Source organism: Ancylobacter sp. SL191 (assembly GCF_026625645.1).
In the GTDB taxonomy this organism is placed as follows: Bacteria; Pseudomonadota; Alphaproteobacteria; order Rhizobiales; family Xanthobacteraceae; genus Ancylobacter.
Genome location: NZ_CP113056.1, coordinates 1236217 through 1261094 on the forward strand (window position 1 = coordinate 1236217; position 24878 = coordinate 1261094).

Annotated in this window: 26 protein-coding genes and 1 tRNA gene; 16 read left to right on the plus strand and 11 right to left on the minus strand. The window is 69.4% G+C overall.

Features of this window, described 5'->3' with window-relative positions; all coding sequences use genetic code 11:
* Nucleotides 1-211: 211 nt before the first annotated feature.
* A complete protein-coding gene (locus OU996_RS05670; RefSeq protein ID WP_267584665.1) occupies nt 212-1084 on the plus strand; it encodes a hypothetical protein in 873 nt (290 codons plus the stop codon).
* A gap of 163 nt (nt 1085-1247) precedes the next feature.
* Complete coding sequence (locus OU996_RS05675) at nt 1248-2537, plus strand: MFS transporter (protein WP_267584666.1); 1290 nt, start codon at nt 1248-1250, stop codon at nt 2535-2537.
* 21 nt (nt 2538-2558) lie between these two features.
* Here OU996_RS05675 and OU996_RS05680 read toward each other — a convergent pair whose 3' ends face one another.
* The 3 genes from OU996_RS05680 to OU996_RS05690 all read right to left on the minus strand — a co-directional run bounded on the left by OU996_RS05680 (nt 2559) and on the right by OU996_RS05690 (nt 7508).
* Nucleotides 2559-5291 (minus strand): putative bifunctional diguanylate cyclase/phosphodiesterase, encoded by a 2733-nt coding sequence (locus OU996_RS05680; RefSeq protein WP_267585610.1) that lies wholly within the window; start codon nt 5289-5291, stop codon nt 2559-2561.
* 29 nt (nt 5292-5320) lie between these two features.
* Complete coding sequence (locus OU996_RS05685) at nt 5321-6469, minus strand: TRAP transporter substrate-binding protein (RefSeq protein WP_267584667.1); 1149 nt, start codon at nt 6467-6469, stop codon at nt 5321-5323.
* Between the two features lie 118 nt (nt 6470-6587).
* Entirely contained in the window at nt 6588-7508 is a 921-nt protein-coding gene (locus OU996_RS05690; RefSeq protein ID WP_267584668.1) for a hydrogen peroxide-inducible genes activator, read from the minus strand.
* Nucleotides 7509-7601: 93 nt separating this feature from the next.
* Here OU996_RS05690 and OU996_RS05695 point away from each other — a divergent pair, with 93 nt between their 5' ends.
* From OU996_RS05695 to OU996_RS05705, 3 genes are all read left to right on the plus strand, one after another.
* Nucleotides 7602-7838, plus strand: a complete 237-nt coding sequence (locus OU996_RS05695) for a hypothetical protein (RefSeq protein WP_267584669.1) — start codon at nt 7602-7604, stop codon at nt 7836-7838.
* Between the two features lie 209 nt (nt 7839-8047).
* On the plus strand, nt 8048-9094 hold the full coding sequence (locus OU996_RS05700; protein WP_267584670.1) for a TerC family protein: 1047 nt from the start codon (nt 8048-8050) through the stop codon (nt 9092-9094).
* 342 nt (nt 9095-9436) lie between these two features.
* On the plus strand, nt 9437-10420 hold the full coding sequence (locus OU996_RS05705) for a sodium-dependent bicarbonate transport family permease (protein ID WP_267584671.1): 984 nt from the start codon (nt 9437-9439) through the stop codon (nt 10418-10420).
* A gap of 3 nt (nt 10421-10423) precedes the next feature.
* Here OU996_RS05705 and OU996_RS05710 read toward each other — a convergent pair whose 3' ends face one another.
* Both OU996_RS05710 and OU996_RS05715 read right to left on the minus strand, forming a co-directional pair.
* Nucleotides 10424-11110: a DedA family protein gene (locus tag OU996_RS05710; protein ID WP_267584672.1), complete on the minus strand. Its 687-nt coding sequence runs from the start codon at nt 11108-11110 to the stop codon at nt 10424-10426.
* Nucleotides 11111-11315: 205 nt separating this feature from the next.
* A tRNA-Arg gene (locus OU996_RS05715) sits at nt 11316-11392 on the minus strand.
* 391 nt (nt 11393-11783) lie between these two features.
* Between OU996_RS05715 and OU996_RS05720 the strand changes: the two genes are divergently transcribed.
* Both OU996_RS05720 and OU996_RS05725 read left to right on the plus strand, forming a co-directional pair.
* A complete protein-coding gene (locus OU996_RS05720; RefSeq protein WP_267584673.1) occupies nt 11784-12593 on the plus strand; it encodes a thermonuclease family protein in 810 nt (269 codons plus the stop codon).
* Nucleotides 12594-12628: 35 nt separating this feature from the next.
* The gene (locus OU996_RS05725) at nt 12629-14113 is read left to right on the plus strand and encodes a M48 family metalloprotease (protein WP_267584674.1); all 1485 of its coding nucleotides are present in this window, start codon (nt 12629-12631) and stop codon (nt 14111-14113) included.
* A 24-nt stretch (nt 14114-14137) separates the two neighbouring features.
* Here the strand turns inward: OU996_RS05725 and OU996_RS05730 are convergent, their stop codons facing one another.
* The 6 genes from OU996_RS05730 to OU996_RS05755 all read right to left on the minus strand — a co-directional run bounded on the left by OU996_RS05730 (nt 14138) and on the right by OU996_RS05755 (nt 18773).
* Nucleotides 14138-15007, minus strand: a complete 870-nt coding sequence (locus OU996_RS05730; RefSeq protein ID WP_267584675.1) for an RNA polymerase factor sigma-32 — start codon at nt 15005-15007, stop codon at nt 14138-14140.
* 101 nt (nt 15008-15108) lie between these two features.
* The gene (locus tag OU996_RS05735; protein WP_267584676.1) at nt 15109-15426 is read right to left on the minus strand and encodes a HigA family addiction module antitoxin; all 318 of its coding nucleotides are present in this window, start codon (nt 15424-15426) and stop codon (nt 15109-15111) included.
* Between the two features lie 12 nt (nt 15427-15438).
* Nucleotides 15439-15720 (minus strand): type II toxin-antitoxin system RelE/ParE family toxin, encoded by a 282-nt coding sequence (locus tag OU996_RS05740; protein ID WP_267584677.1) that lies wholly within the window; start codon nt 15718-15720, stop codon nt 15439-15441.
* Nucleotides 15721-16015: 295 nt separating this feature from the next.
* Nucleotides 16016-16615 (minus strand): CarD family transcriptional regulator, encoded by a 600-nt coding sequence (locus tag OU996_RS05745; protein ID WP_267584678.1) that lies wholly within the window; start codon nt 16613-16615, stop codon nt 16016-16018.
* A gap of 418 nt (nt 16616-17033) precedes the next feature.
* Nucleotides 17034-17369, minus strand: a complete 336-nt coding sequence (fdxA, locus tag OU996_RS05750; protein WP_267584679.1) for a ferredoxin FdxA — start codon at nt 17367-17369, stop codon at nt 17034-17036.
* A 162-nt stretch (nt 17370-17531) separates the two neighbouring features.
* Nucleotides 17532-18773, minus strand: a complete 1242-nt coding sequence (locus OU996_RS05755; RefSeq protein WP_267585611.1) for a glutamate-5-semialdehyde dehydrogenase — start codon at nt 18771-18773, stop codon at nt 17532-17534.
* A gap of 336 nt (nt 18774-19109) precedes the next feature.
* On the opposite strand from OU996_RS05755, the gene OU996_RS05760 reads away from it, so the two are divergent.
* The 9 genes from OU996_RS05760 (at nt 19110) to OU996_RS05800 (ending at nt 24841) form a co-directional block, all read left to right on the plus strand.
* Entirely contained in the window at nt 19110-19943 is an 834-nt protein-coding gene (locus tag OU996_RS05760; RefSeq protein WP_420712701.1) for a YihY/virulence factor BrkB family protein, read from the plus strand.
* Nucleotides 19944-20051: 108 nt separating this feature from the next.
* The gene (locus OU996_RS05765; protein ID WP_267584681.1) at nt 20052-20543 is read left to right on the plus strand and encodes a MarR family winged helix-turn-helix transcriptional regulator; all 492 of its coding nucleotides are present in this window, start codon (nt 20052-20054) and stop codon (nt 20541-20543) included.
* Nucleotides 20540-21223, plus strand: a complete 684-nt coding sequence (locus OU996_RS05770) for a GNAT family N-acetyltransferase (RefSeq protein WP_267584682.1) — start codon at nt 20540-20542, stop codon at nt 21221-21223. The genes OU996_RS05765 and OU996_RS05770 overlap by 4 nt, the downstream gene beginning before the upstream one ends.
* A 117-nt stretch (nt 21224-21340) precedes the next feature.
* A complete protein-coding gene (locus OU996_RS05775; RefSeq protein ID WP_267584683.1) occupies nt 21341-21799 on the plus strand; it encodes a host attachment family protein in 459 nt (152 codons plus the stop codon).
* Nucleotides 21800-21980: 181 nt separating this feature from the next.
* Nucleotides 21981-22457, plus strand: a complete 477-nt coding sequence (locus OU996_RS05780) for a TspO/MBR family protein (RefSeq protein ID WP_267584684.1) — start codon at nt 21981-21983, stop codon at nt 22455-22457.
* A gap of 55 nt (nt 22458-22512) precedes the next feature.
* A complete protein-coding gene (locus OU996_RS05785) occupies nt 22513-22716 on the plus strand; it encodes a twin transmembrane helix small protein (protein WP_267584685.1) in 204 nt (67 codons plus the stop codon).
* Between the two features lie 88 nt (nt 22717-22804).
* Nucleotides 22805-23398, plus strand: a complete 594-nt coding sequence (locus OU996_RS05790; RefSeq protein ID WP_267584686.1) for a cob(I)yrinic acid a,c-diamide adenosyltransferase — start codon at nt 22805-22807, stop codon at nt 23396-23398.
* A gap of 6 nt (nt 23399-23404) precedes the next feature.
* On the plus strand, nt 23405-24031 hold the full coding sequence (locus tag OU996_RS05795; protein WP_267584687.1) for a glutathione S-transferase family protein: 627 nt from the start codon (nt 23405-23407) through the stop codon (nt 24029-24031).
* Between the two features lie 90 nt (nt 24032-24121).
* On the plus strand, nt 24122-24841 hold the full coding sequence (locus tag OU996_RS05800) for a rhomboid family intramembrane serine protease (protein ID WP_267584688.1): 720 nt from the start codon (nt 24122-24124) through the stop codon (nt 24839-24841).
* Nucleotides 24842-24878 lie beyond the last annotated feature (37 nt).

The following is a 24878-nucleotide window of genomic DNA, read 5'->3' on the forward strand; positions in this document are numbered from 1 at the left end:
GGCGAGGGAGAAGGAAGCGGGCGTATCATGCTGGCACTACGTGACACGCCCCCCGCCGGATGACCCGGCATGGTGTGGGCCGGTCGCCTTCGGGGGCGGAAGCCTCAAGGTTGCAAGGCGCGCGCCCCACGATTGTTTGGGTTGCGCGGCGGGCGTGAGAGATGATCTAACGGAAGGCTCATCAGAACGATTCAAATCAATGGGTCGGTGCATGTCTCACCACAAGCATCTCGTCATCACCGGGACAGGGCGGGCGGGCACGAGCTTTCTCGTGCAGTATCTTCACGCCAACGGCTTCGACACCCATCTCGGGCGTAACCCGGACGCCCAGCTCGACGACGCGGCCAATGCCGGGCTGGAGGATCTTCTGCTGCCCGGCCAGCTCGACGATCTGCCCTATGTGGTGAAGTCGCCCTGGATCGCCTTCGATCCCGCGAGCGCCATTCCGCCTCAGGTCACGGTCGACGCCTTCATCGTGCCGGTGCGGGCGCTGGAGGAGGCGGCGGCGAGCCGCGTCCTCGTCGAGCGCACGGCGATCCATCGCGCGGTGCCGTGGATGGCCGATCTGCCGGAGAGCTTCCACCAGTGGGGCACGGTTCCCGGCGGCATGGTGCATACGCTGAACGCGATGGATCAAGCCCGCATCCTCGCGGTCGGCTTCCACACGCTGGTGCATTACGCCGTGCAGAAGGACATCCCGGTGGTGTTTCTCGACTTTCCGCGCTTCATCGAGGATGGCGAGTATCTCGCCGCCAAGCTCTCCGCCGTGCTGCCGCTGCAGCGCGAGCGGGCGATGGCGGCGCATGCGGCGCTGTCCGATCCCTCGCTGGTGCGCACCGGCCGGGAGGTGCAGGCCGGGCTGCTCTCCGATGCCGATGCGGACCGGCTCGCCATCGCCCGCGAGCTTCAGGCCGCGCGCCGGCAAGTGGCGCAGACGCAGGCGCGGCTGGAGGAGATGGGCGCGCGCTTGGCCAATCAGACGGCGGCGATGACCGTGTCGGCTGCCATGAACGTCAACGCCTATGTCCGCCTGCGCAGCTGGTGGCGGCAGTGGCGCCGCGCCCGGCGGCATCGTGCGGCCTGAGGCCGCATAAACCGGGCCTGTCCTCAGGCGGGGCGTCTCTCGGGGCGGTGCGCGCCGTAGCGGAAACCGCCAAAGCGGCGAATCCGCCGCCCCTCCGCAACGTCATGTCTCTGTTATCATCCTACCGGAAGCGAGACGCGAATCGCGCGCGACGGGGGGACGGATGATCATCGAGGAGCGCGCGGGCAGCGCCGTCACCAGCGCCTCGGCGCGGGGCTGGCTCATCTGGGGCACCGCGGCGCTGTTCTATCTCTATGAGTTCTTTGTCCGGGTCGCGCCGGCGGCGATGGAAGAGGAGCTCCAGGCGCATTTCGGCCTCACGGCGGCGGCGCTCGGCGCGGCGGCGGGGGCCTATTACTTCATCTATTCGCCGATGCAGCTCGTCTCCGGCACGATGATCGACCGGTTCGGGCCCAAGCGCGTGCTGCTGGTCTCGGTCGCGATCTGCACCTTCGGCGTGTTCATCGAGGTGGCCGGCTCGAATTCGGCCTTTCTGGTCGCCGCCCGTTTCTGTCAGGGCATGGGCTCGGCCTTCGCCTTCGTCGGCACCATGTATCTCGCGGCGGCGTGGTTTCCGCGCTCCATGCTGGCGCTCCTGTCGGGATTGACCACCTCGCTCGGCATGGCCGGGGCCATCATCGGCAATGCCGGCGTGGCACGGCTCGTCGATTCGGTGGGCTGGCAGATGGCGCTGCTCATCACCGGCGCGCTGGGCATCGTCATCGGCCTGCTGATCGCCCTCATCATTCCGGCCGGCGGCAGCGCCGGGCCGGTGCCCGAGGTCGGCGAGCCGCCGGCGGAGCGGGCGGGCATCGTGGCGGCGCTGCGCGTGGTCTATGCCAACCCGCAGAGCTGGTACATCGGCATTGTCGGCGCCAGCCTCTACATGCCCCTCTCGATCCTCGGCGCGCTCTGGGGCGAGAGCTACATCGCCGCGCTGACCGGTGCCGACAAGATCGGCGCCTCCGGCGCGGTCTCGATGATGTATGTCGGCTGGATGATCGGCGGCCCGCTCGCCGGCTTCGTCTCCGACCGTTTCGGCACCCGCCGGCCGCTGCTGGTCGGCGCGAGTATCGCCACGGTTGCGGTGACCGTCGTCATCGCCTTGCTGCCCGCCGCGTCGCTGACCGGGATGTATGCGCTGCTGCTGCTGCTCGGCCTTGCCTCGACCTCACAGGTCGTGTGCTTCGCCGCCGCCGTGGAACATAATCCGGCCCGCGTCACCGGCACGGCCATTGCCGCCACCAACATGATGATCATGCTGCTCGGCGGCCTCGGCGAATGGGGCTTCGGCGCGTTGCTGGACCTGTTCTCCACCCGCGCCGACCCGAGCCCGGCGGCGTTCCGCGCGGCCATCTGGTTGCTTCCGGCGGTAAATCTCATCGGCCTCCTGGCCGCGCTTCGCCTCACCGAGCACCGCGCGCCCGCACGGCTTGCCGCCGCTCGCGCCTGAAGGATGTGAGCCGAGGGCTTCTCAGCCGGTCAGGTCGCCCGGACGGTGTCCGGCGCGCGCGCCGCGCCGTGTGCCATGGCGGGGCCGGCTGCCGAGCGAGGCGGCGAGGGCGCGGGCCTGCTCCAGCGGCTGCGGGCGGCCGAGGAAGAAGCCCTGCCCATGGGTGCAGCCGGCGCGGCGGGCGACGTCCTGCTGTTCGGCGGTCTCGATCCCCTCGGCGGTGGTGGTCATGCCGAGCCGGCCCGCGAGGTCGGCGATGGTGTCGACGATGGCGGCGCTGTCGGGCCGTATCACCATCTCGCGCACGAAGGAGCGGTCGATCTTGATCGTGTCGAGCGGGAACAGCCGCAAATGGCTGAGGCTCGAATAGCCCGTGCCGAAATCGTCGAGCACGATGCCGACGCCGAGCGCCTTGAGCTCGCGCAGCGCCTCGAGGTTGCGGGCATTATTGTCGAACAGCGCGGTCTCGGTGATCTCCAGTTCCAGCCGCGCGGCCTCGAATCCGGTGCGCGCCAGTACCTGGTTGACCACGCCGACGAGATCGCCCACCGCGAGCTGCACCGGCGAGAGGTTGACCGCGAGGCGCGGCGCGCCCGGCAGGTCGGCAATGTCGGCGCAGGCCCGCTCCAGTGCCCAGGCGCCGATCTCGACGATGAGCCGCGTTTCCTCCGCCAGCGGGATGAAGGTTGCCGGGCTCACCAGCCCGCGCTCGGGGTGCTGCCAGCGCAGCAGGGCCTCGAAGCTGGTGAGGCCGTTATCGGCGAGATCGAAGATCGGCTGATAGACGAGGTGGAACTGGTGGCCTTCCAGCGCGGCGCGCAGGTCCGTTTCCAGCTCGATGCGGCCGCGCAGATGCGCGTCCATGTCGGGCGTGAAGACGCAATAGGTGCCGCGCCCCTTCGCCTTGGCGTGATAGAGCGCCAGATCCGCCTGCTTGAGCAGGGCGTCGGCGTCGAGCTCGGTGCCGTCGGAAATGGCGATGCCGACGCTGGCGCTCGCCGCGATGGTGTGGCCGAGGATGCTGTAGGGCGTGCTCAGCTCGGCAATGATGCGCTCGCTGAGCGCCTGCGCCGTTTCCGGCTGGTTCGGGGCGAGGCTGATGATGGCGAATTCGTCGCCGCCGAGCCGGGCGACCCGCTCATCATCGGCGACGCTGTGGCCGAGCCGGGCGGCGGCGGCGCGCAGCAGCGCGTCGCCCACCGGATGGCCGAGCGTGTCGTTCACATCCTTGAAGCGGTCGAGGTCGAGATAGAGCAGAGCGAGGCGCTCGCCGCGCTCGGCGGCGGCCTGCAGGGCGGCGTCGATGCGGCTGCGGAACAGCACGCGGTTCGGCAGGCGGGTGAGGTCGTCATGATGGGCGAGGAAGCGGATCTGCCCCTCGCGCTCGATCAGCGCGGCGTTCTGCCGGCGCGCCTCGGCGGCGGCGGCGTTGGCGCGGGCATTGGCCTCGGCAAGCTCCTCATGGGCGGATTTCAGCGCGGTGATGTCGGCGCGGATGCCGACCATGCCGCCATCGGCGGTGCGGCGCTCGCGGATGAGGATCCAGCGCCCATCGGAAAGCTGGCGCTCGGCCGAGCCCGAGGCATCGCGGTGCATGGCGATCATCTCGTCGACCAGCGCGCCGCGCTCATGCTCTGGCACGTCGTACTGGCCCGCTGCCACCGCCTGCCGCACGATGGCCTCGAAGCGGGCGCCGGGAATCATGAAGGGCGCGCTGACCGCGTAGATGTCGCGGAAGCGCTGGTTGCAGGTGACCAGCCGGTCGTCCTGGTCCCACATCACGAAGCCGTCGGACATGGCCTCGATGGCGTTGACCAGCACCGAGGCGGCGCGGCTGCGCTCGGCTTCCATGCGCTCGCGCTGGCCGAGCGCGACGATCATCACCGTGCCGAAGGCGCCGACCAGCAGCATGCCGATGGCGACCGAGAGAAGCATGCGGTCGCGGTCGCGCAACCAGTTGGCGAGCAGCACCTGGCGCGGCGCGCTGAGCACGACGCGCACATCATTGTAGAGCGAGGCGCGGGCGACCGAGAGCGTCGTCCCCTCCGGCCCGGCGGCCGGCAGAAGATAGGCCGTGCCGTCCGGCGTCGGGGTCGCGGGGCCGCTGGCGACAAGCTCGCCGGTGCGCAGCTCGTCATGCGGCAGTGTGGCGATGAGCTGGCCGTCGGGGCGCTGGAGGGTGATGCGCACCTGCGGGTCGACGCCGGTCTCGGCCAGCAGCTTCATCAAGGTGAGCAGCGGCACTTCCGCCACCGGCGTCACCCCGCCCCATTGCGGCACAGTGCGGGCGAGATAGAGCGACCAGTCGCCGGAAATCTTGTTGCGCAGCGGCCCGAGCAGAGCGAGCGGCGCGGCGCGCAGCCGGTCGGCGGTGAAGGGCAACTCGCGCTGGCCGCCATGGGCGCGCGCCGTGGCGATCACGGCGCCGTCCGGGGCGACCAGCATGAGGTCGCGATAGGCCAGCGTCTGGAAGTTGAGGCTGCTGAGCAGCTCGGCGGCGAGACCGGAGCTCTGCGGGGTCGCCTTGGCGGCAGCGAACAGGCTGGGCAGGCTGGCGAGGGCGCCATGCACCTGCAGGAGCTGGCGGTTAAGGGCGTTCTCCACCGCCTGGGCGGACCGTTCGAGGCTGGTGGCCGCGGCCGCCATGGCGGCCCGCTCGCCGCGGTCGACCAGCAGGGCCGTGCCCGCGGCGACCGTCAGCAGGATCAGCCCCGTGCCGGCGGCGACGACCATCTTGAGCCGCGGCCAGAGCATCACCACGCGGTTTCGCAAAGCATGACGCATCACTCCCGATCCGCGTGAATGCCGTGAACTGGCGCCAGATAGGTGTTCCAGGCGGAGGCGCAGCTCGGCCCGCAACGCAGGATCCAGCGCGGGATCACCACCTCTTGCAGCAGGCGCTCGCGCCGGGCCGCGTCCTTGGGCGAGGTCGGCACCAGCGTCATCTCGCCGATGGTCTCGCCGCAGGTGGCGCCGCCGCTGTTGCAGGCGAGGCCGCGCTGGGTGTCGGTGTCGGCCTGGATCCAGACCCGGCGCTCGAGATCCGCCACGCCGGTGCGAATCACCTCCTGAAGATCCGGGGGGATGGCGTCCCAGGCGGCGCGGTTGGCGCCGAAGAAGGAGAGCCCCCAGCTGATCGCCATGGAATGGACATGGGTGGCGATGCCCGGCAGGCCGATCTCATAGCCGCTGAGCGTGCCGGTGATGGCGCATTCGGCGACGCCGGATTTAAGCGCCCGCACGATTTCGGCGAAGGGCAGCAGCACCGGCACCGCGCCGAGCCCGGCCATCAGCTCAGCCTGGCCGACGGAGGAGGTGCGCACCTTGCGCCCGGCGAGATCGTCGAGGCCGCTGAACGGCTTGGTGCAGAAGATCACCTGCGCCGGGTAGGCATAGACCGCGAGCAGCACGATGTCGTAGCGCTGCAGCAGATAGTCCGTGAGGTGCTGGCGCGTGGCGCCGACGGTACGGCGCAGCGTGCCCATGTCCGGGTTCAGCACCGGCAGGTCGAAGGCGTTCAGCTCAGGGTCATCGCTCGACACGCGCGAAAGGCTCGCCGAGCCGAAGGGCACGACGCCAAGGCGCATGAGCTGGAGCGTTTCCTCGGCCCGCAGGCCGCCAGCGTCTAGCGGGCGGATGGTCGCCTTGATTCGCCCGCCGGAACGCTCGGTGATCTCCTTCTCCCAGAAGGGCTGCTCGTAATTGGTGTACTGGGTGACGCCCGCGAGGCCGCCGACGATCTGCAGGTTGACCGTGGCCGGCGGGCCGCCAGCGGGCGGTGGCGTGGTGTCGGCGCGTGCGGTGGCGGCACATGGCGGGGCAAGGCCGAGCAGCGCCGCAAGGACGAGGCCGCCGGCGCGGCATACCTGCCGCGCGAGCGCGCGCCTGCCCCTGTCACGACGCACCCGCTGACCCGCCATGGCTACCTTCATTGACGTCCCCAGGCATCAGCATAGGCACGAACAGCATTTCGGCAAATGCCCAAATATATTGGTAAATTAGCGGCGATAACGGCGGTATTTCAGAACCACATGCCGTTAAGTCATGTACTTAGACCGCTTCCAGCCCGAGCGCCGCGCAGGTTGTCTCGCTTTCGCGCGCCAGTTGCTCGAACTGAACCGCCCGCCCGCTACCGGCGCGCCAGAAATAGCCCATGTCGCGGCTCGCCGGCCAGCCATCGAGGGTGAGCAGGGCGATGTCGTCCTCCATGCGAAACTCAGAGCGGGCATAGAGTTCGGGAAACAGCGACATGCCCATGCCCATGACCACCATCTGGCGCAGCGCGTCGAGGCTGGTGCCCTCATAGTCCTCGCGCATATCGGCGCCGCAGGCGGTGGCGAGCTCGCGCACGCGCTCGAACAGATGATGGCCGCGCCCGAGCGTGAGCAGCCGCTCGCCGCGCAGCGCCTTCGGGTCGACATGGCCGACCGGGGCCAGCCGGTGGTCCTTCGGCACGCCGAGAAAGATTGTTTCGCGGCAGAGCCGGCGAAAGGTCACCGCGTGGTCCGAATCGGGCGCCGGGCCGAGCCCGCAATCGAGCGCGCCGGAAATCACCTCGCGCAGGATCACCGCCGGGCGCTCTTCCTTGATGTAGATCTGCAGCGCCGGGTATTTGGCGTGCAGCGCCGGCAACAGATTGGGCAGGAAATAGGGCCCGAAGGTCGGGGCGACGCCGAGCCGGATCAGCCCGCCGAGATTGCGCGAGCTGCTCGCCGCCGCCGCGACGATGTCGTCCAGCGTCAGCAGCACCTGCCGCGCCGCCTCGATCACGTGAACCCCCACCGGCGTCGGCTGGACGCGGCCGGGCGTGCGCTCGAACAGGGTGGCGCCGAGCTGGGCCTCGAGCTGGGCGATCTGCACCGAGAGCGTCGGCTGCGAGACATGGCAGCGCCGCGCCGCCGCGCCGAAATGGCCGGTCTCGGCCAACGCGACGGCATATTCGAGCTGGCGATGGGTGGGGCGGAAGGCCATGGCGATAGCTTCACTCAATCGAGACTATTGAGACTATGCATTGGAACTATGGGTTCGTCCACGTCATGTTCCTCCCATCGAAAGGAGGTTGACGTGGACCAGTTCCTCAAGTCGCTGACGACCCGCAGCAAGATGCTCGATGCCGAGATGGATGCCGAGCGCCGGCGTCTGGACCCTGATGGCGAGCGCCTGGTGGCGCTGAAGCGGATCAAGCGCCAGCTCGGCGCGCAGATCGACTATATCCGCCGCGAAGGGCGCCAGATCACCGAGGTGATGGTGGTGCGCAAGCCCCGCCGCTTCACCGATCTCCGGCTGAAGTCCATCCGGTGAGGTCGCCGCCCCGTTGAGCGGTTACGCCTAGCCTTATCCCCACACTTGCCCGAGGTCCGGGCCCCTCTGACGGCGTTGCGCCGCCATGTCGGTCCTCTCCCCACCGACCGTCCAGAGCGGACGTCCGGCACGGACGGTTCGCGGCGCTTGCCCCAGCGCTGCGGGCCGTTCCTTGCGCGTGCGCCACTGGGCCCTGACCCGAGGACTCTATGGACACTCTGATTTCGCTGATGACGGCCGACTTCGTCGGCAAGCCGGCCTGGCTCTGGCTGAGCTTCCTGGCCATCGTCTTCATCCTGCTCGCCTTCGATCTCGGCGTGCTGAACAAGGGCGAGAAGGAACTCGGCATCGCCGAGAGCCTCAAGCTCTCCGCCTTCTACATCGCCGTCGCCATCGTGTTCGGTGGCTGGATCTGGTACTCGATGGGCCCGGAATCCAGCCTGCAGTACTTCACCGGCTACGCGATCGAGAAGGCGCTGTCGATCGACAACGTCTTCGTCATCTCGCTGATCTTTGGCTACTTCGCCATTCCCCGCGCCTATCAGTACCGGGCCCTGGTCTGGGGCATCATCGCGGTGCTGGTGCTGCGCGGCATCATGATCGGCGTCGGCGCGGCGCTGGTGCAGGAATATGACTGGATCCTGCTGCTGTTCGGCGCCTTCCTGATCGGCACCGGCATCAAGATGCTCATCGTCAAGGAAGGCGATGCGGACGTCTCGAAAAACCCGGTGGTGCGCCTCCTCTCCCGCTTCCTGCGGGTGACGCCCCAGCTGCACGGCCAGCGCTTCTTCGTGCGCCAGCCGCACCCGGTGACCGGCAAGCTGGTGCTGTGGGTGACGCCGCTCTTCCTGGCGCTGGTGGTCATCAACATCGCCGACCTCGTCTTCGCGGTCGACTCGGTGCCGGCGATCTTCGCCATCACCACGGACACCTACATCGTCTTCACCGCGAATATCATGGCGATCCTCGGCCTGCGCGCCCTCTACTTCGCGCTGGCCGCGATGGTCCACCGCTTCGAATACCTGAAATACGCCCTGGCGCTGGTTCTGGTGTTCATCGGCGGCAAGATCTTCTGGAACTACTTCTACGGCAAGCTCGACCCCGCCATCTCGCTCGGCGTGACGCTGGCCATGATCGGTGGCGGCATCGTCTTCTCGCTGTGGAAGACGCGGCAGGTCGCCGCCGGTGCCCACAATTCGGGCGCCGACACGCCCGGTGCCCAGACCCCTGGCGCGCAGATCCCTGGCGCCCACTGACCCCGGCGCCGGCGGTTCGCCGCCGGACCTCTGCACCAACCCAGAACGGCCGGCCTCATGGGCCGGCCGTTTCACGAGAACAACGGCGCGGCCTTACGGGCCGGCCGTACCACCAACCAGACGGCGCGGCCTCAACGGCCGGCCGTCTCATCACCAGGCGGCGCGACCTTCGGGTTGGCCGTTCCACGACCGCCGCCTCCGCCATTCGGGGAGGCGCTGAGTGCCTGAGGGGCCGGGCCGGCTGCCGCTGATGCGGGGCCGTGTCCGGCTTCACCACGTCTGAACCACCCGTCGTCACATCCACAACGGATTCATTGCCCGCCACCCACCCGGAGATCTGCCATGTCGCTCGCCAGCGCCGCCCTTCTCTCGCCACCGGTCCTGTGCTTCGGCCTTGGCGCGCTCGCCTGCGCGCTGCGCAGCAATCTGCGCGTGCCGGCGCCGGTGTTCGAGGCGGTGTCGATCTATCTGCTGCTGGCGATCGGTCTGAAGGGCGGGGCGGAACTGGCGGAGACGCGCTGGGCCGATTTTGCCGGCCCGGCCGCCGCCGCGCTCGGGCTCGGCATTCTGATCCCGCTCTGGTGCTACGCCGCGCTGCGGCGCGTCGCCGGCTTCAGCGTGGCGGATGCCGCCTCGCTCGCCGCCCATTACGGCTCGGTCTCCGCCGTCACCTTCATCGCGGTGGTGAGCTATCTGGAGCGCGCCGGCACGCCGCATGAGGGCTTCATGACCGCGATCCTCGCGCTGATGGAGGCGCCCGCCATCGTCGTCGCGCTGGTGCTTGCCCGGCTCGCCGGTGCGGGCGGGCAGGGGACAGGCGGCGCGGGGGGCGCCCGCTCGCTCGGGCCGGCGCTGCATGAGGTGATCTCGGCCAAGAGCTTCCTGCTGCTGGTCGGCGGCCTGGTCATTGGCGGGGTGATCGGCAAGGCCGGGCTCGCGCCGGTGCGGCCCTTCTTCGGCGACCTGTTCCTCGGCTTCCTCTGCCTGTTCCTGCTGGAACTCGGCATCGTGGCGGCGGAAAAGGCGGATGCGGCGTGGAAGGCGGGCGGGCGGCTTTTCGCCTTCGCGCTTCTGGCGCCGCTGGTCAATGGCGCGCTCGGCCTTCTGGCCGGTCATGCGGCCGGCCTGTCGGAAGGTGGGGCGGTGGTGCTGGCGACGCTGGCAGCGAGCGCCTCCTATATCGCCGCGCCGGCGGCGGTGCGGCTCGCCCTGCCGGAAGCGAACGCGGCCTATTCGCTGGCCGCCTCGCTCGCCATCACCTTCCCGTTCAATGTCGTGCTGGGCATTCCGCTCTACGCGGCGGCGGCGGGGTTCCTCTACCGCTGAGCCTCACAGCGGGCCCGCCGGTTCGGCGAGGCCCGTGCTGGCCGGGGCGCGGCGCTGTCGGCGGCGCGGGGCGATGCGGTTCTTGATCACCTTGAGCAAAAGCGTGGTGACGACCAGCATCACCACGGTGATGCCGACCATGGAGAGCGCCCAGCCTTGCGTGCTGCCGCCGCCCAGCGCCTGCGCGCTCTCGGCCGCGAACCAGCCGGGCGCCAGCATCACCGGCGCCCAGACGAAGGCGGAGGAGACATTGGCGAGCTGGAAGCGGCGCTGCTCCATCCGCATCATGCCGGCGACCATCGGCATGGTGCAGCGGACCGGGCCGAAGAACCGGCCGATGAACACCGAGGCGAAGCCGAAGCGGCGGAAGAACAGCCGCGCCTGCGCCACCTGATGGCGGTAGCCCTGCAGCGGCCAGCGATGCACCACGCGCGGGCCGACCCAGCGGCCGAGCCAGTAGGAGGCGATGTCGCCGAGAATGGCGCCGGCGATCGCGCCGCCCACCACCGGCACCGGCTCGACAATGCCGGAGCCGACCAGCCCGCCAATCGCAAGCATCAGCGCGGTCGCGGGAATGACGAGGCCCAGAAGCACCAGTGACTCACCGAAGGCGATAATGCCGACGACGACGGGAACCAGATAGCTGTGGCTCTGCATGAGCTGAGCCAGATCGGCGGTGATGCTCTCCATGACCTCGCAGAAAGACCTCTCTGAGAAACGGGCTGCCGGCGCAGGACGCCGACGGCCCCATCTTGGAAGCGATCATGGCAAGGGCAAGACAGCGGCCTGCCGAAAGGTAAGGCAGGGCGCTTTGGTCGCGGGGGGAGGCGGCGTGATGGCGGCGTGACGGACGTCGCCCGCCGGAATGGCTGCGGCAGGAGGCGTCCCGAGATGGTGGCCTCCCGGAAGGGAATCGAACCCCTGACCCCAGGTTTAGGAAACCTGTGCTCTATCCTGCTGAGCTACCGGGAGAGACCGCGCGTAGATGAACCGAAACGCCGGTCGCAATCAAGGGGGGCGGGGCGACGGGTCGGGCGCCCGCGGACCTGCCCGCGCAGACCTAGGGGAATAGGCGCGGCTGCGCTATGATATGGGCCAAGTGCTTTGAACCATTGGATCGCACATGCCCAGAGGCCGGGATGCCGGAACGGGCCGGGACGAGCTAAAGGCACCGCCCACGTGGCAGCGGCCGCGCGGACGGCTGCGCGTTGATGGTGCGCGCGCCCACCCGGTTGCTGGCGGGCTTTGGCCGTGGTCGCGCGTCTCCTCCCGTTGTGCCGGGGCGACGCCCTCTGCCGCGCCTTTCCTTGCACGATGCGCGGTCTCCCGCCCGATGAGGTGGCGGACGAGTGTTGCGGCCTTCATGGGCGCGGGGCTGCTCCTTCTCACCCCGGTGGCACCGCTCGCGGCGCAGGACTGCCCGTCCCCCGCGCAGCCCGCCGGGCGCGTCGCGGCGGTCGATGGGTTTGGTGACCTCGTTCTGGAGGATGGCCGCGTGCTGCGCCTCGCCGGCCTCGCCGTGCCGGCGGATGCGTCCGGGGCCGGGGAGGCCGCCTACCGCGCCGCGCTCGCGCCGCTGGTCGGTCAGGCGCCGCGCATCGCCCTGCTGACCGAGCGGCCGGATCGCCATGGACGGCTCGCCGTCCGGCTGGCGGTGCAGGACGCGGACGACGCGGCCACCCTCCAAGCGGCCAGCCTCCCAGTACCCAGCGTCAATGAGCGCCTGCTCACACAGGGCCTCGCCGTCATGCGCCCCGAGCCGGGGCTCGGGGCCTGCCTGCCCGCGCTGCTCGCGGCGGAGGCGCCGGCGCGGCAGGCCAAGCGCGGCCTCTGGGCGGATCTGCCGGTTCCCGCCCGCGATGTCGCGCGGCTCAGCGCCCAGGAGGGGCGCTTCACAATACTGGCAGGGCGTGTGCTTTCGGTTGGAAAGGGCCGCGCGGTGGATTACCTCAATTTCGGCCCGGTTTGGCGTAATGACGCTACGGTGCGGCTGACAAAGCCGGCGCGCGCCGCGCTGGAGGCGGCCGGAACGAGCCCCGACGGGCTCGCCGGTGCGTTGATACTGGCGCGCGGGGTGGTTCATGCCGCCGGCGGTCCGGCGATCACGGTCGAGGAGGCCGGGCAGATCGCGCGGCTGGATGAATGGGACGGGAAGCGGGCGGGGACGTGGTGAGGGCGCCACAGCAGAACGCATCGGCCGGACGGGGCATGACGGGCGCGGCGCCGCGCATGGCCCGCGCGCTGGCGCTTGCCGGCCTGTTCGCGCTCGTCCTCCTGCTGGCCGGCTGCGCGGGACTGGAACCCGCCCGGCAGGCGCAGGCCCCGACCCCGCAGGCCGCCCCCGGCTTCGACGACACGATGACGCCGGCGCAGCGCCGCGAGCATGAGCGGCTCGTCGCCTCCTATGGCGGCGCCTATAACGACCCCAAGCTCCAGACCGAGGTGCAGCAGATCGTCACCCGGCTGGTCGCCGCCTCCGAGCGGCCCGACCAGAAATACCGCGTCACCATCCTCAACTCGCCGGCCATCAACGCCTTCGCTTTGCCGAACGGCTCGCTCTATGTGACGCGCGGCCTGCTCGCGCTCGCCTCCGACAATGCGGAGATCGCCTCGGTGCTGGCGCATGAGATGGCGCATGTCATCGCCAACCACGCGGCGACGCGCGAGGACCAGATGAAGCAGGCGGTGCTCGTCTCCCGCGTCATTTCCGATGTGGTGAATGATCCTGACCTGGGCGCGCTGGCGCTGGCCAAGAGCCGCATCTCGCTGGCGAGCTTCTCGCGGGCGCAGGAGCTGGAGGCGGACGCGATCGGCGTCGGCATCAGCGCGCGGGCGGGCTTCGATCCCTATGGTGCCGAGCGCTTCCTCACCACCATGGGCAAGCAGGCCTCGCTGAAGACCGCCTCGACCATGGGCCAGACCGGCGCGGGCGAGCAGGCGGACTTCCTCGCCACCCACCCGGCGACGCCCGAGCGCATCTCCATCGTGATGGCCAATGCCCGCGAATATGCCTCGCCCAACAAGCCGGGCGAGCGCGACCGGGGCGAGTATCTCGCGGCGATCGACGGGCTCGTCTATGGCGACGACCCGAAGGAAGGCTTCATTCGCGGCCGCCGCTTCTTCCACCCCAAGCTCGGCTTCACCTTCAGCGCGCCGGAAGGCTTCGCGCTGGAGAACACCTCGCAGGCCGTGCTCGGCGCCTCCGCCTCGGGGCGCGAGGCGCTGCGGCTCGACGCGGTGCGCGTGCCCGGCGACCAGTCGCTGGCGCAGTATCTCTCCTCCGGCTGGATCGAGGGTGTCGAAGTGTCCTCGGTGGAGAGCCTGGTGCTGAACGGCTTTCCGGCGGCGACCGCCGTGGCGCGCGGCGACCAGTGGTCGTTCCGCATGTTCGCCATCCGCTTCGGCAGCGATGTCTACCGGCTGATCTTCGCCGCGCGCGAACTGACCCCGGAACTCGACCAGTCGTTCCGCGCGGCGGCGGAGACCTTCCGGCGCGTCTCCATCGAGGAGGCGGAGAATGTGAAGCCGCTGCGCATCCGCATCGTGACCGCCGGCATTACCGACACGCCGGAGAAGATGGCAGCGAAGATGGACACGCAGGACAAGGCGCTGGAGCGTTTCCTGATCCTCAACGGCCTCGATCGCGGCGACAAGCTCGTCTATGGCGAGGAGTACAAGATCGTCGCGGAATAGCCGGGCGGCAGCGCGCCTCCGGCCTCAGCCGAAGGCGCCGCGCGGCACGCCCTCGCCCTGGGTGAGGGCGACGCGCAGCTTCTCGATGGCGCGGCTCTCGATCTGCCGCACCCGCTCCTTGGAGATGCCGAGCCGCGCGCCGAGCGTTTCCAGCGTCTCGCTCTCCTCGCTCAGCCGTCGCGCCTTGATGATGCGGATCTCGCGCTCGTTGAGCGCGGTCAGCGCCCGGTGCAGCCAGCGCCGGCGGCGGGCGCCGTCGATCTGCTGCGACACCTGCTCGTCGGGCAGCGGGTCGGTGGCGATGAGCTGGTCCATGCGCTCGGCGCCATTCTCGTCGTCCGAGGCAAGCGGGGCGTTGAGCGACAGGTCGGGAATGTTGAGGCGTGCATCCATGCGGGCGACCTCGACCGGGTTCACCCCGAGATTGCGGGCGATGGAGAGGTGCATCTCCTCGCGCGTCGCGGTGCTGTCGGCGCGCTCAAGCTTGGCGCGCATGCGGCGCAGATTGAAGAATAGCGCCTTCTGGCCGGAAGAGGTGCCGCCGCGCACGATGGACCAGTTGCGTAGCACATAGTCCTGAATGGCGGCGCGGATCCACCAGGTCGCGTAGGTCGAGAAGCGCACCTCATGCGCCGTCTCGAAGCGGGCGGCGGCCTCCATCAGGCCGATATGGCCTTCTTGGACGAGGTCCGACATGGGCAGGCCGTAATTGCGGAAGCGCCGGGCAATGGCGATGGCAAGGCGCATATGGGCGCGGATGAGGGCGTGCAGCGCCTGCTCGTCGCGCGCCTCGCTCCAGCGGCGGGCGAGCTCATATTCCTGCTCGCGGCCAAGCAGCGGTGCCTTCATCGCTTCACGCGCCAGCCGGCTGTGGCGCTCGCCCGGATCGCTCATGCGCGTCTCCCCACGGCTCCGGTCATGACCCCGCACGCGCCGGGCGCGCCGGACAGGACCAACCGCAAGTGAACGCCGGGAGGCGCCGAAGGTTCCCCCGCTCAGGCGGCGGTGGAGTCGGAAGGCGAGCGCAGCGGGGTGATACGCGCGAGCGCGGCCGCGAGCTGCGGGGTCTGGGTCTCCACCTCATAGCTCTGCTGGAGGTTCAGCCAGAAGCCCGGTGAGGTGCGGAAGAAGCGGGCGAGCCGCAGCGCCGTGTCGGTGGAGATGCCGATTTCCTCGCGGACGATGCGCTCGATGCGGGTGCGCGGCAGACCGAGCGCTCGCGCAAGCTGCCCGGCGCTCATGCCCAGCGGCACGAGATACTCCTCCCGCAGGAATTCCCCGGGGTGCAGAGGTCGCGCAAAGGTGACGGCCATGGCGAATCTCCCTCAGTGGTAATCGACGATCTCGACGTCTTCGGCGCCGCGCGAGGTCCAGCGGAAGCAGATACGCCACTGGTCGTTGATGCGGATCGAGTGCTGTCCCTGCCGATCCCCTTTCAGCGCCTCAAGCCGGTTGCCCGGCGGAGACCGCAAGTCCTCAAGCTCCACGGCGGCATTGACCGCCCGGAGCCGGCGCTCCGCCTGCCGCAGCAGATCAGCCGGAAACCCCTTCGGCGCCCGCCCCGCCAGCACATGCTCGACATGCTTGCCCCGCGTGGAGACGATCATGGCGTCCTTTCTACCGTGCGGGAGCGATCGGTCAGAATTGTATCAATCGTTGATACCTAGGACAACAGCGTCTCCGCGCGCCTGATCGCCACGCCACTTCCCGTCATGCCCGGCCTTGGGCCGGGCATCCATGACTTGGAATGCGCCGGTAAAGTCATGGATGGCCGGGCTGATCCACGGATCACCTCCCGGGACGGTCGTGACCCCCGAGGGGTGCCCCCAGCCCCGCCGTCTCCCAACGAAAAAGCCCGGCGCAAGGCCGGGCTTTTCCTGAAACGTTCGGAAGGCGTGCCGCTCAGGCGGCGGCTTCCTCGGCGTCGTCCTCGGCCACTTCGGCCTCGGCTTCCGCCTCGCCCTTGCCGGTGCGGCGCGGGCCCTTGAGCAGGTTCTGCTCGATCTGCTTGATCGCCTCGGTCTCGGTCAGGTTCTCAACCGCCGCGAGCTCGCGGGCCATGCGGTCGAGCGCGGCCTCGTAGAGCTGGCGCTCGGAATAGGACTGCTCGGGCTGGGCGTCGGAGCGGTAGAGGTCGCGCACCACTTCGGAGATCGCGACGAGATCGCCGGAATTGATCTTCGCCTCATATTCCTGGGCGCGGCGGCTCCACATGGTGCGCTTCACGCGGGCGCGGCCCTTGAGGGTCTCCAGCGCCTTCTTCATCACGGTGGCGTCCGAAAGCTTGCGCATGCCGACGGTGGCGATCTTCGGCACCGGCACGCGCAGCGTCATCTTGTCCTTTTCGAAATGAATGACGAAAAGCTCAAGCTTGAAACCCGCGACTTCCTGCTCTTCGATCGCCATGATGCGTCCCACGCCATGCGAGGGATAGACGATGTGCTCGCCCGTCTTGAAACCCTGGCGGATGTTGGTGGACGGCTTCTTCGTCGTCGACGTCATGCTGTGCCTGCTCCTGGGTCTCGGTTCTTCGGCGCCACGCCGCCCTCGACGCGCGTCGCCTCGCGGGCTGCCGCGCGCGAGGACAAGAAACACCCCGGCTGTGGCGGATGCCGCAGCCGTACTTCAGCCGTCGACGGAAAATTCAGGAAGTCCCGGCGCGCGGAGGCGCGCTGGACGAGAACCCGACATGAATTCCGGGAAGATCGCTCCGGTTCGGGAGCGTTGCACCATGGCAAATCCATTCGACTGCACGAGCAGCCTTATAACACAAATCCGGTGGAAATCAAAATACTGCCGCAATGCAGCGCGCACGCGGATTCGCTCGCGGCGCGAGGGCCGCGGCGGCGTGTCAGGCGCCAGGACAGGCGCTACATGGCGGCGTCGGCCTTCCCGTAACGGGCGCCGCAGCGGTGCGTCGTCAGTCCTGCTTACCCGGTTCGGGCGAGAGATACTGTAGCTTGTCGGCTACACCATCCCATTCCTTCGCCTCGGGCAGCGGATCCTTGCGCTCGGTGATGTTCGGCCAGACCTTGGAATAATCGGCGTTGAGCGTGAGCCATTTGTCGAGGCCCGGCTCGGTGTCCGGCTTGATCGCCTCGGCCGGGCATTCGGGCTCGCACACGCCGCAATCGATGCACTCGTCCGGATGGATGACGAGGAAGTTCTCGCCCTCATAGAAACAGTCGACGGGACACACCGAGACGCAGTCGGTGTACTTGCACTTGATGCAATTGTCCGTGACGACGTAGGTCATTCATCCGGTCTCCGCGCGAGGCATGTGGTTTGGCCCGCGGTCATCCCCTAGCGCACCCTCTTTTGGGGCGCAAGGAAGCTGTTTGGAACGATATTGAACGCCGCAAACCCGTGAAAACCCGCATGGGCGCTGAATCGCGCGCCCAGGCGGGCCGCCGCCGGCTCAGGGGCGGATCTGGCCGGTGCCGCGCACGCGGTACTTGAACGAGGTGAGCTGTTCCGCGCCCACCGGCCCGCGCGCGTGCATCCGCCCCGTGGCGATGCCGATCTCGCCGCCGAAACCGAACTCGCCGCCATCGGCGAACTGGGTCGAGGCATTGTGAACGACGATGGCCGAATCCACCTCGGCGAGGAAGCGCTCGGCGGCGGCCGCATCCTCGGTGAGGATTGCGTCCGTGTGATGGGAGCCATGCGTCTCGATATGGTCGATCGCCGCATCGAGCCCGTCCACCAGCTTCACCGCGATCACCGCGTCGAGATATTCGGTGCGCCAGTCGTCTTCGCTGGCGGGGGTGACGCGCGCATCGACCGCCAGCGCGGCCTCGTCGCCGCGCACCGCGCAGCCGGCGTCGAGCAGCATGGTGACCAGCGGGGCGAGCAGCGTGTCGGCGGCGCGCGAATCCACCAGCAGCGTCTCGGCCGCGCCGCACACGCTGGTGCGCCGCAGCTTGGCGTTCCTGACGATGGTCAGCGCCTTGGCGAGGTCGGCGGCCTGGTCGACATAGACGTGAACAATGCCTTCCAGATGGGCGAAGACCGGCACGCGCGCCTCCGCCTGCACGCGGGCGACGAGGCTCTTGCCGCCGCGCGGCACGATCACGTCGAGCGTGCCGTCGAGGCCGGCGAGCATGGCGCCCACCGCCGCGCGGTCGCGGGTCGGCACCAGCTGGATGGCGTCGGCGGGAAGGCCGGCCGCCGTGATGCCCTCGACCATCGCCGCATGGATGGCGCGGCTGGAATTGAAGCTGTCCGAGCCGCCGCGCAGGATCACCGCATTGCCGGCCTTGAGGCAGAGGCTGCCGGCGTCCGCCGTCACATTGGGCCGGCTCTCATAGATCACGCCGATGACGCCGAGCGGGGTGCGCACGCGCTCGAGGCGCAGGCCGTTCGGCCGCTCCCAGCTCTCCGTCACCGCGCCGACGGGATCGGGCAGGGCGGCGATCTCGGCGACGGCGCTGGCGACGCCTTCGAGCCGGGCGGGGGTCAGGGCGAGGCGGTCGATCACCGACTCGGCGATGCCCGCGGCGCGGGCGGTGGCGACATCCTCGGCATTGGCGCTGAGGATCTCGCCCGCACGGGCGCGGATCGCCGCGGCGGCGCCGTTCAGCGCCGCGGTTTTGGTCGCGGCGGGCGCCAGAGCGAGGGCACGGGCGGCGGCGCGGGCGCGCCGGCCCATGGCGAGCATCAGCGCCTCGACCTCGGCCGGCGCCGCACCCGCCGGCGCCGGCGCGCGGCGGCCGGTGTCGGAGGCGGAAACGGCGCGGGCGGCGGAGGCGGACATGAGTGTCACTCGCAAAGCCGGCCACGCGGGAGCGCGCGGCCATCAAGGGGCGCCCTTCCTATCACAACCGGGCCGGGGGCGGCAAAGCATGGGTCGCGTGCGACAGGGCCCACGCGGGCCCCGGCCGTTCCCCACCTATCCCCCACCCGGCGCATCTGCCGCGACGGCCTGCCCTTGCCATTTGGCCTGCGGTATCCGATGTGACGTGCAGCCGTCGCGCCAATAAGGAGACTGGGCGTCTTGATGCGTGCCTTCGACATCGCGTGGGACGCCTTCTGGCGCTTCGTCGAGGATGATGGCTGGGCGATCTCCAGCCATATCGCGCTGTCGGCGTTGATGTCGCTGTTCCCCTTCCTCATCTTCGTCACCGCGCTCGCCGCCTTCTTCGATTTCAAGAATCTGGCCGACGAGACGGTGCAGCTCATGCTGGAGGCGTGGCCCTCGCAGGTCGCCGATCCCATTGGCCGCGAAATAAAGAACGTGCTCACCCAGGTCCGCACCGATGTGCTGACCATCGGTGTGGTGCTGGCCATCTACTTCTCGTCGAACGGCATTGAGAGCCTGCGCATCGGCCTCAACCGCGCCTATGGCGTGCGCGAGCAGCGCGCCTGGTACTGGCTGCGCCTCGAATCCATCGGTTATGTCGTGGTCGGCGCGGCCGGGCTGCTGGCTTTGTCCTTCCTCGTCGTGCTCGGCCCGGTGCTGTGGCTGACCGCCGTGCGCTGGGTGCCGGCGCTCGCGCCCTTCGGCTGGGTGATCACGTTTCTGCGCTATGCCGCGACCTCGGCGATCCTGATCGTCGCGCTGGTGGTGGCGCATATGTGGCTGCCATCGGGCAAGCGCTCGCTGGCCGATGTGGCGCCGGGCATCCTGGTCACGCTCGCCTTGTGGCTGGCGGCGGGTGCCGCCTTCGGGCGCTATCTCGCGGAATTCGCCAATAACTATGTCACCACCTATGCCGGCCTTGCCTCGGTGATGATCGCGCTGGTGTTCCTCTACACCACCGCCTCGATCTTCGTGTATGGCGGCGAACTCAACGCCGCGATCCGCCGCGCCCGCGAGGGCCGCCTTTAGCCGCGCTCTGTGGCATCCATCGTCAGGCGCCCGGGCATCCGAGCAGCGCTTGCTCTCATTTACATACCATGTTATATAATAAGATATGTAAATGAGAGAACCCGCGGGATGGACGACATTCTCCGCCGCCTCGGCCATCTCGCGCTCGGCAGCCGGCTGAAACGGCTCGGCGAGCAGTTCCAGGCCGATACCCAGCACGTGCTCGACACGCTTGATCCGGCCGTGCCCTCCGGCCAGCACCCCTTCATTGCCGCCCTCGGCGCGCTGGGGCCGCTCACCGTCGGCGAGCTGGCGCAGGCGCTCGGCGTGTCGCAGCCGGGGGTGACGCGTACGATCGCGGGGCTCGTCGGGCGCGGTCTGGTCGAGACGCGGCCGGGTTCCCGGGACCAGCGACAGAAGGTCGTCTCGCTGACCGATGCCGGTCGCCGGCTGGTGGACCTCGCCAGGAGCGAGCTCTGGCCTCAGATCGACGCCGCCGTGGCGGAGCTTTGCGCCGGGCTTGAGGGGCCGCTGCTCGACCAGTTGACGACGATCGAGGACCGGCTCGCCGCCGAACCGCTGCACCGGCGCGTCGCCCGCCGCAGGGAGACGGGACGATGACCGCGCATCCTCTCGACCGCCCGGCCTGGTCGGCGCTCTCAAGCGCCCATGCGCATCTGGCGCTGGGCGGCCCGCTCGCCCGCCGCTATCCCGCGGACATCGTCCCGTTCGCGGCGACGCCCGATAACCGCGCCGAATCGCTCGACGCCCTCGCCGCGCTCGTCGCGCCGGGCGAACGCGTCCTTATTGCGCAGGCCGACGAGATCGTGCTGCCGCCGACGCTGGAGCAGGCCGCCAGCGCCGAGGTGGTGCAGATGATGGCCGCCACGCCGCCGGCATCGCTGGGCGACCCACGCATCGAGCCGCTTACCTCGGCCGATGCGCCGGAGATGCTGGCGCTGGCCACCCTCACCGAGCCGGGACCGTTCAGCCTGAAAGCGCTGAGTCTTGGCAGCTTCTGGGGCATCCGCCAGGAGGGCCGGCTCGTCGCCATGGCCGGCGAACGGCTGCGCCTGCCCGGCTTCACCGAGCTGAGCGGCGTCTGCACCCACACCGACCTACGCGGGCGTGGGCTCGGGCGAACGCTGTCGCTGTTCGTCTCGTCGCGGATCGGCGCGCGCGGCGACACTGCCTTCCTTCACGCCTACGCCGCCAACGGCCCCGCGATCCGCCTTTATGAATCGATCGGTTTCCGCTGGCGCAGCGACATTCGGCTGGTGGCCGCCACACGGCCGCGCTGAGCTCATGCGCGAACCCAAGGAACCCTCCCGCCTTCCCGCCGCTTGACCAAGGTCAAGGCTCCCGGCTCGCGCCGGGTGCCCAATGGCACGGTGAGTTGCGAAGGGAAGGAGGCTCGAATGAGCACCAGCTACGACAAGATCAAGATCGAGCAAGGCGCGTGGGTCGTGGTGTGCGACGGCCGCAAGGCGCTGATCCTGTGCAACAAGGGCGACGCCGCCTTTCCGAATCTGCGCACCCATGAGGTGCATGAGCAGGAAAACCCGCCGACCCGCGAGCAGGGCACCGAGGCGCCCGGCCGCGTGCATCAGTCGGCCGGCACCGCCCGTTCGGCGGTCGAGACCACCGACTGGCAGGACGAGGGCGAGCGCGACTTCCTGCGCCAGATCGCCCAGCGGCTCGACAAGGCGGTGGCCGCCGGCGAGGTGAGCGCGCTCATCATCGTCGCCGCACCGCGTGCGCTCGGCATGATCCGGCCGTTCTATTCGCGCGCGCTCAGCGATGCCCTGACCAGCGAGGTCGACCGCGACATGGTCAAGCTGCCGGTCTACGAGATCGAGAAGCATCTAGCGGCCTGAGGCCGCCCCCTTTATCCATGCGCCGGCGCCCGTGTGGCGCCGGGCTCCTGATCCACGCTGCGCCATGGCGCGGCTCTCTTTCACCTTCCTGTCATCCCCGGCGGGGCGCCGTGCGTAAGAAGCGGCTACTGTGCCGTGACGCGCCCGAATCGGCGGGGCGACCAGCACGGGGATGGACCGCATGAAGACCCTTTCCTTCTTCCGCCTCGTCGTCGCTGTCGGGCTCTGCCTCGGCGTCGGCGCCATCGGTTCGCTCGTCACCACGCCGCAGATCCCCACCTGGTATGCGGGACTGGTGAAGCCGGCCTGGAACCCGCCGAACTGGGCCTTCCCCATCGCCTGGACGACACTCTACGTGCTGATGGCGGTGGCGCTGTGGCGGCTCTGGCAGCTTCATGCGCCCTCGCCCGAGCGGCGTCGCGCCATCCTGTTCTGGTGCCTGCAACTCGCCCTCAACGCCGCCTGGTCGCCGGCGTTCTTCGGCATGGAGGCGCCCGGCGCGGCGCTCGCCGTCGTCCTCGCGCTCTGGCTCGCCATCGCCGCGACGATCTGGGCGGCGGCGAAGATCGACCGCATCGCGGCCGGGCTGCTGGTGCCCTATATTCTCTGGGTCTCCTATGCGACCAGCCTGAACGCTGCCATCGTGGCGCTCAACTGAGCCGCCGCGCCTCCCGCCACGCGGGCTGGAAGCCCGCAAGCGCCCCGGAAAGTCCATGGACATGCTCTTCGTCGCCAAATTCCTCCTCCTGCCGGTCGCGCTCGGCGCGGTGGCGGTGGTGCTGATCCTCGGCCTTGCCAATATGGCGCGCGGCGGCTCGCCGCAGCGCTCGCAGAAGCTGATGCAATGGCGTGTGCTGCTGCAGGCGGTGGCGCTGTGCTTCGTGCTCGCCACCATCTTCCTCATGAGCCAGAGCTGACGCCTTTCCCGCAAGCGGCGCGCCCCCAAGCGGCGCCGCCGTTTCGCGCCCCGCATTGCCGTCACATCACAAGGAGCCCGGCGTCCCCATGGTCGTGCTGAACCGCATCTACACCCGCACCGGCGACGACGGCACGACCGCGCTCGGCACCGGTGAGCGCCGCCCGAAATATGATCTGCGCGTGACCGCCTATGGCACGGTGGACGAGACCAACGCCGCCCTCGGCGTGGTGCGCCTCCACACCGGGCCGGACAGCGCCTTTGGCGATTTCGACGCGGTGCTGGCGCGCATCCAGAACGACCTGTTCGACCTCGGCGCCGACCTAGCCACCCCCGATGACGGGGTGGATCGCGGCTGGGAGCCGCTGCGCATCGTCGGCACGCAGGTCGACAAGCTCGAGCGCGACATCGACCTGCTGAACGCGCCGCTGAAACCCCTGCGCTCTTTCGTGCTGCCCGCGGGCACTCCCGCGGCGACCCATCTGCATGTCGCCCGCACCGTCTGCCGGCGGGCCGAGCGCCTCGTGGTCGAGCTGTCGCAGACGCCGGGCGAGATCGTCTCGGAGCCGGCGGTGCGCTACCTCAACCGGCTCTCCGACCTGCTGTTCGTCATGAGCCGCGCCGCCAATCACCGGGCCAGCGGCGACGTGCTGTGGGTGCCGGCGGCCGGCCGCGAGGGGTGAGGGGGCGTGATGGCTGCGCCGCGTCTCTACGGCACGAGCGACAGCGTCTATGTGCGGATCGCGCGGCTGGCCCTCGCTGAGAAGGGCGTGGCCCATGAGCTGGTGCCGGTCGACCCCTTCGCCCCCGGCGGGCCGCCGGAGAGCTATCTGCGGCACCACCCCTTCGGCCGTATCCCGGCCCTGGAGCATGAGGGTTTCTGGCTCTACGAGACCGGTGCGATCACCCGCTATGTCGACGACGCCTTTGCCGGCCCCTCGCTTCAGCCGACCGGCGCGCGGGAGCGGGCGCGCATGAACCAGATCATCGGCATCGCCGACGCCTATGCCTACCGGCCGCTGGTCTGGGGCGTCTATGTCGAGCGGGTGGAGAAGCCGGCCTCCGGCAGGGTCTGCGACGAGCCCCGCCTTGCCGCGGCGCTGGTCGAGGCCGGCACCTGCCTGTCCGCCATCGCGGCGCTGATGGGTGAGGGGCCTTTCCTCGCCGGCGCCCGGCTGAGCCTCGCCGACCTCCATCTCGCGCCGATGATCGACTATTTCCGCCGCGCGCCGGAAGGGGCGGCGCTCATGGCGGCCCATCCCGGCCTTGCCCGCTGGTGGGAGCGCATGGCGGGCAGGGCGCAGACACCGGTTTGATGGTGTTTTTGCGCGCGACGCGGCATTGTCGTGCGGCGCCCGTCGCCGCGCCATCCCGCGAATCATCGCCCGAGCTGCCGTCCCACGCCCATGCTGCTGCCGATCAATGACGACAACCCGCTCGAAGGCATCACCCACGCCTATGTCACCTGGGCGCTGATCGCGGCGAATGTCGTCGTCTTCCTGCTGGTGCAGCATGGCTACCGGCCGGAAATCGACATCGCCTCGGCCTTCGGCTACGGCGCCATTCCCGCTGTCGTCACCCATGCCGCCGTGCTGCCGGACGAATATGTCCGCCTGCCCTCGGAGCTGACGCTGGTCTCCTACATGTTCCTGCATGGCGGCTGGCTGCACCTCATTGGCAACATGGCCTTCCTCTGGGTGTTCGGCGACAATGTGGAGGATGCGCTCGGCCATGCCCGCTTCCTCGCCTTCTACCTGCTCTGCGGCATCGCCGGGGGGCTTGCCCATGCGCTCGCCGTGCCGGCCTCTCCCGCGCCGCTGATCGGCGCCTCGGCGGGGGTGTCGGGGCTGGTCGGCGCCTATCTCATGCTGCACCCCAATGTGCGGATCTGGGTGCTGGTGTTCCTGCGCATCCCGCTGCGCATTCCCGCCATCTGGCCGCTCGGGGCGTGGATCGCCTTCCAGCTCTGGAACCTCATCGCGGCGGGCGACGAGGAGACCGCCTGGTGGGCGCATATGGGCGGGCTGATCGCCGGCGCGGTGCTCATCGTCGTCATGCGCCGCAAAGGTGTCCCGCTCTGGGTGCTGACGCGGAACGGGACGCCGGACGGCCATCCGCCGGTGTGATCACAAACGCCTTTTCGCCACGTTGACACGCCCTTGG

Coding starts and splice junctions, on each gene's coding strand:
- OU996_RS05680 (WP_267585610.1), bottom strand. CDS start 5,291: ATGCTCTGGCCGCGGCTCAAGATGGTCGTCGCCGCCGGCACGGGGCTG.
- OU996_RS05675 (WP_267584666.1), top strand. CDS start 1,248: ATGATCATCGAGGAGCGCGCGGGCAGCGCCGTCACCAGCGCCTCGGCG.
- OU996_RS05740 (WP_267584677.1), bottom strand. CDS start 15,720: ATGATCGTCTCCACGCGGGGCAAGCATGTCGAGCATGTGCTGGCGGGG.
- OU996_RS05705 (WP_267584671.1), top strand. CDS start 9,437: ATGTCGCTCGCCAGCGCCGCCCTTCTCTCGCCACCGGTCCTGTGCTTC.
- OU996_RS05685 (WP_267584667.1), bottom strand. CDS start 6,469: ATGAAGGTAGCCATGGCGGGTCAGCGGGTGCGTCGTGACAGGGGCAGG.
- fdxA (WP_267584679.1), bottom strand. CDS start 17,369: ATGACCTACGTCGTCACGGACAATTGCATCAAGTGCAAGTACACCGAC.
- OU996_RS05780 (WP_267584684.1), top strand. CDS start 21,981: ATGAAGACCCTTTCCTTCTTCCGCCTCGTCGTCGCTGTCGGGCTCTGC.
- OU996_RS05770 (WP_267584682.1), top strand. CDS start 20,540: ATGACCGCGCATCCTCTCGACCGCCCGGCCTGGTCGGCGCTCTCAAGC.
- OU996_RS05775 (WP_267584683.1), top strand. CDS start 21,341: ATGAGCACCAGCTACGACAAGATCAAGATCGAGCAAGGCGCGTGGGTC.
- OU996_RS05800 (WP_267584688.1), top strand. CDS start 24,122: ATGCTGCTGCCGATCAATGACGACAACCCGCTCGAAGGCATCACCCAC.
- OU996_RS05670 (WP_267584665.1), top strand. CDS start 212: ATGTCTCACCACAAGCATCTCGTCATCACCGGGACAGGGCGGGCGGGC.
- OU996_RS05790 (WP_267584686.1), top strand. CDS start 22,805: ATGGTCGTGCTGAACCGCATCTACACCCGCACCGGCGACGACGGCACG.
- OU996_RS05690 (WP_267584668.1), bottom strand. CDS start 7,508: ATGGCCTTCCGCCCCACCCATCGCCAGCTCGAATATGCCGTCGCGTTG.
- OU996_RS05720 (WP_267584673.1), top strand. CDS start 11,784: ATGGGCGCGGGGCTGCTCCTTCTCACCCCGGTGGCACCGCTCGCGGCG.
- OU996_RS05700 (WP_267584670.1), top strand. CDS start 8,048: ATGGACACTCTGATTTCGCTGATGACGGCCGACTTCGTCGGCAAGCCG.
- OU996_RS05755 (WP_267585611.1), bottom strand. CDS start 18,773: ATGCTCGCCATGGGCCGGCGCGCCCGCGCCGCCGCCCGTGCCCTCGCT.
- OU996_RS05730 (WP_267584675.1), bottom strand. CDS start 15,007: ATGAGCGATCCGGGCGAGCGCCACAGCCGGCTGGCGCGTGAAGCGATG.
- OU996_RS05735 (WP_267584676.1), bottom strand. CDS start 15,426: ATGGCCGTCACCTTTGCGCGACCTCTGCACCCCGGGGAATTCCTGCGG.
- OU996_RS05765 (WP_267584681.1), top strand. CDS start 20,052: ATGGACGACATTCTCCGCCGCCTCGGCCATCTCGCGCTCGGCAGCCGG.
- OU996_RS05725 (WP_267584674.1), top strand. CDS start 12,629: ATGACGGGCGCGGCGCCGCGCATGGCCCGCGCGCTGGCGCTTGCCGGC.
- OU996_RS05785 (WP_267584685.1), top strand. CDS start 22,513: ATGGACATGCTCTTCGTCGCCAAATTCCTCCTCCTGCCGGTCGCGCTC.
- OU996_RS05745 (WP_267584678.1), bottom strand. CDS start 16,615: ATGACGTCGACGACGAAGAAGCCGTCCACCAACATCCGCCAGGGTTTC.
- OU996_RS05710 (WP_267584672.1), bottom strand. CDS start 11,110: ATGGAGAGCATCACCGCCGATCTGGCTCAGCTCATGCAGAGCCACAGC.